This window comes from Acinetobacter sp. DSM 11652 (assembly GCF_900109815.1).
Lineage (GTDB): Bacteria > Pseudomonadota > Gammaproteobacteria > Pseudomonadales > Moraxellaceae > Acinetobacter.
The window spans coordinates 256702-268149 of record NZ_FOBK01000002.1; the positions used below are offsets into that span (position 1 = coordinate 256702).

General features: G+C 39.2%; 10 protein-coding genes and 3 pseudogenes. 2 read left to right on the top strand and 11 right to left on the bottom strand.

All coding sequences use genetic code 11. The annotated features are described in order from the left end of the window. Position 1: 1 nt before the first annotated feature. Positions 2 to 985 carry a putative oxygenase MesX gene (locus tag BMW42_RS03545; protein ID WP_092766430.1) on the bottom strand — a complete coding sequence of 328 codons (984 nt, stop codon included), beginning with the start codon at positions 983 to 985 and terminating at the stop codon, positions 2 to 4. Positions 986 to 1321: 336 nt separating this feature from the next. On the opposite strand from BMW42_RS03545, the gene BMW42_RS03550 reads away from it, so the two are divergent. Then, positions 1322 to 1990: an epoxyqueuosine reductase QueH gene (locus BMW42_RS03550; RefSeq protein WP_092766431.1), complete on the top strand. Its 669-nt coding sequence runs from the start codon at positions 1322 to 1324 to the stop codon at positions 1988 to 1990. Positions 1991 to 2044: 54 nt separating this feature from the next. Here the strand turns inward: BMW42_RS03550 and BMW42_RS03555 are convergent, their stop codons facing one another. From BMW42_RS03555 to BMW42_RS03600, 10 genes and pseudogenes are all read right to left on the bottom strand, one after another. Continuing rightward, positions 2045 to 2548: a GNAT family N-acetyltransferase gene (locus BMW42_RS03555; RefSeq protein ID WP_092766432.1), complete on the bottom strand. Its 504-nt coding sequence runs from the start codon at positions 2546 to 2548 to the stop codon at positions 2045 to 2047. A gap of 2 nt (positions 2549 to 2550) precedes the next feature. Further along, on the bottom strand, positions 2551 to 3315 hold the full coding sequence (locus tag BMW42_RS03560) for an ABC transporter ATP-binding protein (RefSeq protein ID WP_092766433.1): 765 nt from the start codon (positions 3313 to 3315) through the stop codon (positions 2551 to 2553). Further along, positions 3312 to 4328, bottom strand: coding sequence for a FecCD family ABC transporter permease (locus BMW42_RS03565; RefSeq protein WP_092766434.1), 1017 nt, complete (start codon positions 4326 to 4328; stop codon positions 3312 to 3314). Before BMW42_RS03565 ends, BMW42_RS03560 begins: the two co-directional genes overlap by 4 nt. Next, a pseudogene (locus BMW42_RS03570) lies at positions 4325 to 5248 on the bottom strand (ABC transporter substrate-binding protein); the annotation flags it as partial. The pseudogene BMW42_RS03570 and the gene BMW42_RS03565, both read right to left, overlap by 4 nt. A 92-nt stretch (positions 5249 to 5340) precedes the next feature. Then, positions 5341 to 7434, bottom strand: a complete 2094-nt coding sequence (locus BMW42_RS03575) for a TonB-dependent receptor (protein WP_092766435.1) — start codon at positions 7432 to 7434, stop codon at positions 5341 to 5343. 214 nt (positions 7435 to 7648) lie between these two features. After that, positions 7649 to 8329: a GntR family transcriptional regulator gene (locus tag BMW42_RS03580; protein ID WP_092766436.1), complete on the bottom strand. Its 681-nt coding sequence runs from the start codon at positions 8327 to 8329 to the stop codon at positions 7649 to 7651. Between the two features lie 202 nt (positions 8330 to 8531). Further along, positions 8532 to 9919 (bottom strand): annotated as a pseudogene (locus BMW42_RS03585) (methylenetetrahydrofolate reductase C-terminal domain-containing protein). A gap of 114 nt (positions 9920 to 10033) precedes the next feature. Beyond that, positions 10034 to 10366 (bottom strand): annotated as a pseudogene (locus tag BMW42_RS03590) (hypothetical protein); the annotation flags it as partial. 116 nt (positions 10367 to 10482) lie between these two features. Beyond that, a complete protein-coding gene (locus BMW42_RS03595; RefSeq protein ID WP_092766438.1) occupies positions 10483 to 10734 on the bottom strand; it encodes a hypothetical protein in 252 nt (83 codons plus the stop codon). Between the two features lies 1 nt (position 10735). Beyond that, positions 10736 to 11143 (bottom strand): hypothetical protein, encoded by a 408-nt coding sequence (locus BMW42_RS03600; RefSeq protein ID WP_092766439.1) that lies wholly within the window; start codon positions 11141 to 11143, stop codon positions 10736 to 10738. Between the two features lie 11 nt (positions 11144 to 11154). Between BMW42_RS03600 and BMW42_RS03605 the strand changes: the two genes are divergently transcribed. After that, positions 11155 to 11448, top strand: a 294-nt coding sequence (locus BMW42_RS03605; protein ID WP_171260674.1) for a transposase, incomplete at its 3' end; no start/stop codon positions are given.

Below are 11448 nucleotides of genomic sequence, written 5' to 3' on the forward strand. Positions count from 1 at the left end.
TTTAAGCAGCTGTTTCGACTTCGAAATTTTCAGCCCATTTATTTAAAATGTCTTGATAAGGCTTAATGAAATTTTCTTCTGTCCATTTACCTTGTTTGACTGCTAACTCAGCACGTTCTACACGGTCATAAACAATACGAGTTAGTGAGTAGTCGCCATAGCTTAAGCTTGGTTTATACTCCACGCCTGCTGGTGAGTTAGTATTGTAAATTTCAGGACGGTAGATTTTTTGAAAGCTTTCCATAGTTGCAATCGCACTGATCAATTCAAAATCAGTGTAATCACGAAGTAAATCTCCAGCGAAATAGAATGCGAGTGGTGCGTTACCACCTTCAGGTTTGAAATAACGTACACGTAAGCCCATTTTGGCAAAATATTCATCGGTACGTGAATATTCATCATTTTTGTATTCCACACCTAAAATAGGATGTACATTGGATGTACGATAATAGGTTTTAGAGGTTGAAACACTTAAGCAAATTACCGGTTCTTTGTTGAATTCTGCTTTAAATACTGCTGAATTCACCAGATGTTTATACAATTTGCCATGTAGATTACCAAAATCTTCAGGTTTTTCACCCACGCCACAACCCAACTGAGGCAATACCACACTGAAGTCATAATCACGCACATAAGATGAGAAGCTATTGCCAATCATACCTTCAATACGTTCACCTGTTTGGTGGTCAATCACCACACTTTTCAGTGTTTCAATAAATGGGAAAGTTTGTCCATTGCCTTCGATATCAATTTCTGCAGAAATGATGTCGATCTCAAGTGAATAGCGATCACCTTTAGGATTATCGACAGTCGCCAAGCTATTAAAACGGTTGTTGATCATCGCAAGTGTACGGCGCAGATTTTCCTGACGACTTTCACCACGAGCCAAATTAGCAAAGTTTGTAGTCAAACGTGTACTTTCTGCTGGCGTATAGTTTTCATCAAAACGGATACGTTTAATTGAACACTCAAATGCTGTACTCATGGAGATTGCCACCTAAAATTTTATAAAAAACTAAATTTCTGAATGGCTGTATTTAAACGTGAATAACAAAGTGAGTAAAACGATATAAATTCAGCTTAAGATGAGAATCCCTCATGTTAAAGCATATTCGCTATTTCAAAGCGATTTAGAATAGATAAGCTAACTTATCCATGCAGTTAATGAGTAGATCACTGGTATACGGATGCGATTCCGTTCACTCAAATGGTGCGCAAGTGAATTTATCTCAACCTAACCTTAGAAAATATCAGCTTATTAGAGGTTTAATTATCTACTCAATCTTTAAAATATAGGGTTTAAATTTAAACCTATATAACCATGTCAAACAAACTTGAACGTCAAAAACTGTCTCTCCCAGCAGGTCACGACAAACTTCTACTTCATTCCTGCTGTGCACCATGCTCGGGTGAAGTGATGGAAACCCTGATTGAATCAGGCATCAACTTTTCGATCTTTTTTTATAACCCCAATATTCATCCTGTCAAAGAATATGAAATTCGTAAAGAAGAAAATATTCGCTTTGCCGAAAAACATAACATTCCTTTTATCGACTGTGATTACGATACAGACAATTGGTTTGCACGCGCCAAAGGTATGGAAAATGAACCTGAAAAAGGCATTCGTTGTACTATGTGTTTTGACATGCGTTTTGAACGTACAGCTTTATATGCAGCTGAAAATGGCTTCAGTCTAATAAGTAGTTCGCTTGGTATTTCCCGTTGGAAAGATATGAAGCAAATCAACGACTGTGGTCATCGTTCAGCTTCACATTATGAAGGGATAACTTATTGGGATTACAACTGGCGTAAGAATGGTGGTGCTGTGCGTATGCTCGAAATCAGCAAAAAAGAGGAGTTTTACCAACAGGAATATTGTGGTTGCGTCTATTCCTTACGTGATACTAATCGTTGGCGTATGAGCCAAGGGCGTGATCGCATCAAAATAGGTGTGAAATTCTATTCAAATGCTCTGGATGATCTAGACTGATTACTTTAGTATTTAGCTATAATCTATATAAATAATTAAGCTTATGGCTAAATTTCAAAATTGTTGATCAGATTTTATAGTTTTTAACATATGAATGGTATTGTAAGTTTTTAACCACTCACGTTTAATCACTTCGAAACCTTGTAAACGCCAAAATTGCTCCGCTGCAGGTAAAAAGGGATGTGTATGCAAATACAAGGTTTCTATGCCGTGTTGCTCGGCATGTGTAAATAATAACTGACACAGTTGCGTGGCAATGCCTTGTCGACGATATTCAGGCAGTACAAAAAGTTTGACCACCTCAACAGCACCTTCAGCAATATCCAAATCAAAACGTCCGTCATAGGCACGGTAAGCAAGCGTTGCAATAATTTTGGCTTGATTTTTGACCACGATAAAACAGCCTAAAGGACTGTCCACATAGTACTGCTCAAACTGGGCAATATCTTTTGGAATACTAGTGCTATACAGTTCTGGAAATAAAAGCTGCCGTGAATCTAAAGCAAATTGAATGACAGATTGATCGGCGGATTGTAGTGTTTCAAACGTTAAATTCATTTTTACAACCAAGAATGATCAGGGATAACAATGGTTTTATCTTGAATCATGGCTTCATGAAACTCGACATCGTAGACGCTTTTTAAAAATTTCGGATCGGTGAGACGCGCTTTTGAATCAGGGCGAATCACTTCATGTTCACGCATAAAGAACAAATGATCGGCAAATAAAAATGCCAAATTCGGGTCATGCATAATGGCGATCACAGTAAAATTCTGCCGTGACAATTGACGCAGTTTTTTCATCAAATAAGATTGATAATAGACATCCAAATGATTGGTCGGCTCATCTAATAAAATCACTTTTGGTGCTTGCACCAAAATACGGGCAATCATCACCAATTGACGCTCTCCGCCTGACAGCTCGGTATAAGGGCGTTCTTTTAAATGTTCGATATCGAGATCAATTAAAGCCTGATCGACCATGCCCCAATCTTGTTTAGATGGACGAAATCGACTAAATGCAGCCCGACCTGTAATCACCACATCTTTAACTAAAAATGGGAAAACCGTTTTATGGAACTGCGGTAAAAATCCAAGTAGCGCGGCCCTTTCTTTACCTTTTATGTTTTCTAAAGCTCGACCTGCATAAAGTACTTGCCCATCTGTGGTCTGTTCTAAACCTGCCATCAGTTTAAATAGGGTCGATTTGCCACAACCATTGCGACCTAAAATCACCGAGAACTGATGGGCTGGAAATTCAAGCTGAATATTTTTTAACACGTGTTTATGCCCATAGGCATAGTTCAACTGTTCAATCCGAATCATGCCCAAGCCGTCCTTTGTGTTTTGATTAATAATAAGAAAAATGGCGCACCGAGGAGCATGGTGAAAATGCCAATTGGAATTTCAAAGCTGAGTAAAACCCGTGAAAAATTATCAATCAGTAGTAAAAAACTACCGCCTAAAATCATGTTGGCAGGAATACTGTAACGATGATCTGGGCCGACCAGCATGCGCACAATATGCGGCATAAATAGTCCATATAGACTAATGATGCCTGCAGCAGCCACTGAAGTTGAGGTGCATAGCGTGACCAATATAATCAGTATGAGTTGCTCCCACTTCGGATTCACCCCCACGGCTTGTGCTTCATCAGCACCCAATGCCATCAGATTCAAGCGCCAACGCATGGCGTATAAGCCCATTAAAGCCACCGTGATCGGCACAACCGCATATTGGACTTTTTGCCACGATGCTTGATGTAAATTCCCCATGGTCCACTGCACGATCGCTTGTAATTTAAAAGGATCGCTTAAATATTGAATAATGGTCAGTCCTGCTAAAAACAGACCTGAAACAATCATGCCGGATAAAATCACCATCACCAACGAAGTTTGGCTTTCATGTTTTTGTCGGGCAAATATATAGGTTAATGCCACTGCACATACGCCAAAAATAAATGCTGATAAATTGGGCGATAACCAACTCAAAGATAATGCTAAAGCCGCACCAAAGGCGGCACCTGAAGAAATTCCCAGCACATAGGAATCCACTAAGGGATTGCGGAACAAAGCTTGCAAGCCATTGCCGGCTGTTGCCAAAGCTGCCCCAACCATAAAGGTCAATAAGATGCGTGGTAGGCGAATATTGAAGACAATATTTTGCATCAAGCTAAATTGTTGCGCATCAAAATACGCTGTACCCAACATCCACTGGATAAACCACAGTGCATAATCCCCTGCGTTTAATGTTTGACTGGGTCCTAGTAACAGCGACGTAAAAATCAGCAGAATCGGCAATGGATAAAACCAAGTGTATTTCAGTTTTGCCTTGTTCATGACATCAACTCCTTGGCAATTTTCTGACCATAGAGTTTCTCTAAAATTTTGAGTTGCAAGACTTCAACTGCTAAGTCTGAGGTGTCAGGGTAAATGTGATGATGCAGATAAATCGCAGTCACAATAATTTTGATGGTATGTGGGTTATAGATAAATGCAGGGCTGAGATTAAACACTTTCTGTTGTTGTACTGCTTTTAGACCTTGCAATTCTTTACGCTGATAAATCAGGTTTGGGTCGGTATTCCACAGTACAATATTGTCAGGATTCCACTCAATCAGTGTTTCAGGATTGACATTCGGTTGACTGGTCTCCGTTTTAACCACGTTGTAAGCCCCTGCCAATTCAATAAAATCATTGGTAATCGATTTGCGTCCTGAAGTTGAATAAATTCGCCCACCTGACCATGCGTAATACACTGATTGCTTATATTTTTGCTTTGAGGTTGTGAATGCCACTTCTGCCAGAAGCGCATCTGAAAATTCGAGAATTTCTTTGGCACGTTGCTCAGCACCGATGAGTTGGGCAATTTCATACAGCTCTTCTTTTACTTGCTCATAAGTGCCTGATTCCATCACATAGACTGCAATACCAAATTGTCGAAGCAATTAAATGGTTTGCGTTTGCCCACTAACTAAAATCACCAAATCCGGCTTTAACAGCATTAAGCTTTCAATATTGGTGGCATTTGAGCCTTGTGAAGGTGTGGCAAGTTGTTTATTGGCAATACGCGAATCCATTTTGGAATAGGCATGAAACAACAAGGGCTGTAAATAGACCTCAGCAGGAATCCCCACGACCTTTGCACCCTGCCCCAACATATATAGCCCGTCTAAACCTGACTCAAACAAGGACACAATGCGCTGTGCCGGCTGAGCTAGGCAGACTTCGGTCTCTGAGCTATCCATCACACAACGCGATGTTGGGCTTTGTATTTTTGCTGGTAACGGTTGCTCTGTTGCCGTACAACTCAACAGTAAACAGCTCAATAAGATGAGAATAAATGCTTGCATTAATATTGCCACTGTACCGATAACGCTGCTTTGATCGGCTCACCAGCTTGTATCCATACATGGCTATAACTAGATAGGTAATATTCTTCATTCAACAAATTATGAATATTCAATTGATAGCGTAAATTTGGATTTGCTTGGTAATAAGCCCCAAGGTTCAATACGGTATAGGTTGGTAAGCTGAAACCATTGGCCGTATTGGTTGGGCTGTCCCCACTGCGTTGCCCGACATAATGGAGATTGAAATTTAGACCTGCCGCTTGTTGCGCATTTTGCCAAAGGTCATAGCTTGCCATGACATGTGCGCTATGTTTGGGTACGTTGCTCAGTGCTGAGCCTGCAGGCAACACATCATCTTTGCTGACTTTGGCATCCATATAGGCGTAGCCTGCTGACACCAGCATCTGGTCATTGATACGATGGTTGAAGTCAATTTCAAGTCCCTTGCTTTTCACTTCACCGACTGCAGCTTCAAAGTTTGGGTCAATGGCATCCGTCATCAGAACATTTTTTTTGCCCATATCAAACAAGGCGATGCTAAGCATGCTGTGATCTTGCGATTGGTATTTCGCGCCGATTTCATAGCTTTTCGCTGTTTCAGGTGCAAATGTCTCCCCTGTGCGACCCATGCCATTATTCATGGAAAATGCTTCACCATAATTGCTATATACAGACAGTGCTGGTGTAGGACGGTAATTAAGGCCTATGCGTGGGCTAAACTTTTGTGCTGTACTCTGATCCTTGAACTGCGTGCGATGGTTGATGAAGCGCTGTTCGACACGATCGAATCGACCTCCGAATAACACATTCCATTGGTCATTAAAAAAAACCTGATCTTGTACATTCACAGCCATGTACTGCTGACGTTCATCGGAATCGGTATGTAAAGGTAGTTCAGAGCTAAATTGCCCATAAGTGGGATTGTAAATGTTGATCCAATTTGGCTGAGCAGCCGAGTGATTAAGACGCAATTGACGTTGCATAAAGTCTAAACGTCCTGTTTCTGCACCGAGTACCAATTCATGCTGAACATGACCGAGTTCCAGTTGACCAAGTAATTCACTTTGGAGCAGCATATCCTCGGTCTGATAATCACGATGACGACGCTGACGCTCTAATGTTTCAAGGTCAGCCTGTAATTTGCGTGGTTCTGTTGAATAGCCGACCATTTGCGCATCTTTATAACTGATCGCAGCATTCATCTGCCATGCGTCATTGAGCTGATGCTTTAATCGTACTTGATAGAGATTGTCTTTGACGCGCATATCACCATCAGAAGGCTCACCCGTAAAGGTCTTTGGATCCATCAATAACTGGTTGTTGACAGCCGTGATACCACGGTCAAATGTGCCTAGATGCTGGGTAAATTCAGTATCTAAATCCACTTGGGTATTTTCAGATAATTTCCATGAGAATTGTGGCGCGACAAATAAACGTTGGCTACTGACATGATCACGGAAAGACTGGTTATCTTCCATTGCAGCGGCTATTCGATACGCCAACGCATCGCTGATTGGCGCGGTCTGTTCAAGACTTAAACGATATTCATCTTGTGTTGTCCCACGAAGATTAAGCGTTGTTTCAGACGTCCATTTTGGTTTTTTTGTGGTGACATTCAATGCCCCACCGACCTCACCACGTCCATACAGTGCGGCACTGGGACCTTTTAAAAAATCCAGTGATTCAATATTGACCATATCTTTAGGTGCAGAAATGCCACGATTGACACTCAGCCCATTACGAATGGCATCCACCCCCATATTGGGATTGCCTTGGAATCCTCGGAATGAATAGTTATCCCAAAAGCCCCCACCATAATTATTTTGATGCAATACCCCACTCACGATGCTGAGGGCTTGATCCATGCGCTGAATATCTTGCTGCTGGATAACGTCTTGCGACAAATGGCTTTTATTAAACGGGATATCCAATAGATCATGCTGAAATTTGGTAAGCGCTTGAGCGTGCTGTGTAGATTCTGAGGCTAAAGCTGTGCTGAGATAAATCGTATCTAGGGTTTTGACCTGATCTGTTGCAAACACCCCTTGATTGATGCCAGTTAAACCTATTAATAAAGTTACACGAGATCTCAAAAAAACTATCCTCATTTATACGCACAATATTGATGCGTTTACAAATATTGAATTCAAATTGGTGCACTATTCATTAAATCTATGCACTAAAACTAAGCACAAGTTGTTCTGGCATCGCTGGATTAGTTTTGTGTACATTCTTGTATACAAGATACGGATTAGAAGCAAAAAAAATGCCAATTTTTGAAAATTGGCATTTTTTTAATAAATTATCTTAAACAGTTGAAAATATTTTAAGGGTAATTTTCTTCACGTCCTCAATACTATGTAAGACATGATGTTCTGCTAAATGGATCGCCCCATCAGCATCACGAGCTAAAATACATCTAAGTATTGCAGCATGATCTTGATAAGCATGCTGGATATCGAATTTACGCATGGCGCCTAGACTGAGCACAATTCGGATTTTTTCACTGATTTCATGATGAATCTTGGCGATTTGACGATTTCCTGCAGCTCTAACCAAGGCACAATGAAAATCTTCACTTTGCAGCACCAATGCTTGGGTGTTCTGGTTATAGTCCTGTTCGTCTACAAGCCATAATCGCTTTAAATTCTGTAATTCTTCAGATTGCTCATGATCCATTACGCATAAACGTTTAACAGCCTCTTTTTCCAAGATCATACGTAAATCAAAGAGCTCCTGATAAAAGGTAAAATCTAAAGGCTTAATTTCCCAACCACTGCGGAAATGCACATTCACATAGCCTTCTTGTTCAAGACGATAAAGTGCTTGCCGTGTTGGGGTACGGCTGACCTCATACTTTTCAGAAAGGTCCGTTTCAGTAAAACGTTGTCCAGGTTTGAGCTTAAAGCTAAAAATATCATCCTTTATTTGTTGATAAATCACATTAGCTAAATTGCCAGTGCCTGACTTAATGGGCGTTATGCTCATCCTTAGTTCTCGTTTTACATCTATGTAATAAATAAATTATAGAGTCATCATGAGAATTTAAGAATCAGTTAATGTTGATATATAGGAAAATAGATTAAATTTTAGCTTTTAGATTTATAGGATAATTTAAGCCCCTATATAACGCTAATTAATAATTGCATTTCAATACTATAAATCAACCCATACAAGAAATTGAACACACTTAAACTTTTCCCAAAAACCAATTTTTCCAAGAACTGCTTCCACGAACTTCAACAGGCACGGTTGCAATCAGGGTATCTTTTAAAACGTCAGTTTGTCCTACGGCTTTGGCTAATCGGGCTTTTACAGAGTGAATGCATTCACGATTTCCAAACTCACATCGATCTAATGTGGTGCCACCGCAAGGACCATTTGCAAGTCCTTTAGGACATGTTTCAGGGCAAATATAAAAGTATCAGCCAATCTACATTGACCACAATTTTCGCAGCCCACAACCATATGTTTAGAGGTAAATTCGGTTTTTAACAAAGTTTTTGATGCTAGCTCATTATCCCAAAAGGACGATTTAAAAAATAAACCTACCTACACCTTTAGAGATTTTGGACTCAAAAAGGGCTTTATGCATGACATGCAAATGATGATATTTAATCAGCTGACCTAATGTCGGTTGCGTGCATCATAAGTCAATTCTGGAACAAACTCATTTCCAGTCTTAATCTGCCAAAGAGCTTTCCACCGTGCTTCTAGTTCCTCCAAATCATCATCTTGATATTGCTCAATATAATTTTGAAGAATCTTCTGTTCTTCTGACTTTTCACATGCTGAAAGATGAACACCATTAAAACCTAAAAGCTTACACATCAATATTTGTATGGCACACCGCTTATACGCATTTTCAGCCAATCCATTCTTTTTTTCCTGAGCCAACACTCTCAACATATAAGGTGTAATCACAATACCAGCGACTTTATTTTTCACTATAAAATTGGCCCGTGCCAAGCTCAGTGGCATAACGTAAGCCAGTATTTTTTGTTTGTAATGGTAATGCTTTAGGAAAAACTTTAGCTGTTTTAAGGCATCCATGTCATACCCTAATTGGGTAATAATAAAATCTGCACCTTCTATAACTTTTTTATGTAGTTTTAAATATTGAGCATAATGCTCAGCCTCAGTATATTTAAAGGGATTAAATGCTACACCTATATTAAATCCACCATAATTCTTTGCGGACATCACTGCATTAATCGATTCTAGATATCGAGTACGTTCAAATTGATCATCCCCATAACTATGCTCTTTAAGCTTATCACCAGTGATCAAAAGTAAATTTCTAATCTGAGCTGAACTAGCCTGATGAAGAAATAACTCAAAATCCTTAATATCACGACCTTTCCCTGAAAAATGCAAAACTTTATCGATTGATTTTGGATAATCCTGACTTGCTTCAAGGGGTGCCATATCATCATCCGATTGGACACGATCGGCAATGGCTACAAAGGCTGGAAAGCCCGCTATATTACGTGTGATCTGTTGGCTTTTGGTTGAGGTTAAATACTCTACTAAAATACAGATTTTTTGAAGTTCTAAGTTTTGAAAAAAATTAAGCATGTGTCTTGATTGACCGGATTTTTTAGACTGCAATCATTGTCTAAATCCAAATTAATAGAATTCATGCACTTATTCAAGGATTAACAGAATTTATTAAATTAGATGTAACCCATAACTTTGAGCAGCTGTCTTACTTTGTGTATGGCTTGTTTCTACACTCTTTTGTTCACCACACGTTAGACTCACCCCAACCTCTACCGATTGGTTCAAAGTAGCAGAGCCAGTAAGAACATCTTTTAATTTGCCTATGGACTGTACTGCTTTGTAGGTATCGAAGCCTGCATTGGCTGCTGCCATTGCATTAACACGATCATTTTTACTTTGACCCACTTGATTTGATGAATCTAAAACAGATTCAACTTGTTGCACGATTGGCACGTTTACAGCAAGCGTTAAGCCTTTCTGTTCCATCTCACGCTTATAATCATTGGTATTTTGCTCGAAAGCCTCTTTGAATCGATGTATTTCATCTGCAAATTATGCATTAATCTTGAAAATTCTTCGGTATGAATAATAAGCAAAAAAGTAGATCGATTTTTGATTAATGAAAGAGCTCTAGTTTTTTAAGTTAAATCAATTTCCATTTCTTTATGTAGCCCTTTGTCGCACTCTAAAATAAATGGATAAATTTTTTCGGGTTCAGAGTAAATATATTCTAAATAGCTTGCTGGTAACCAATAATATATTTCATAATCACTTTGCCTATTATGAGTCGGAACTAGAAAAGATACATAATATTGTTTCATTCCTTCTTCAATCCCAACACTAAATTTTAATTCTTTTGATACATATATATCTCTAAAATTAAATTTCATTTTAATTTCCTATTTTTCTGACCTTTAACATGTCTTTCTTGACCTTTGTTGCATCAATAACAGCCTCTAAACTACCATTAGGTAATTTACCCTCAGGAATCCACTGACTATTTGCACCAGCCTCATTACCAGATGGTACTCTTAAACCTGCAGATCTTGGATTAGATATATCAATCCTTACTAAACTACCATTTTTAAGTTGACTTTGTGGTATGCCTAATGCATTAGCAATTTTTACAGGATCGTTTTCTGCTGCTCTTATAATTTCATCTGCTTCTCTTCTAGTCATAACAAATGAAGTTCCATCAACTTGTCCAATACCATATTTGTTAAATGATGTGTCAACCATGATTCTTGTTACCCCACGGCTTTGTTGCAGAAAGCTATTCTTAAGGGCTTCTTCAGCCATATAATTTTCAAATGAAGAAGCCTACACACAAAATCTACCGCACAACCAATTGGTCCGCATATAACCGAGCACTCATTAATCGCGGAAATATTGCCATTTGGTTTGATCCTACTACGCAATGGTATGCTCTATCAAAAGGCAAACAAGGACGAAATCAAACCTACTCCGACGCAGCCATCCAATGCTGCTTAATGATTAAATCCTTATTTCGTCTGTCTTTACGTATGGTCACTGGCTTTGTGCAAAGTCTGATTAAACTTTGCGGATTAAATTGGACAGCGCCAGATTACAGTACGCTTTGTAGA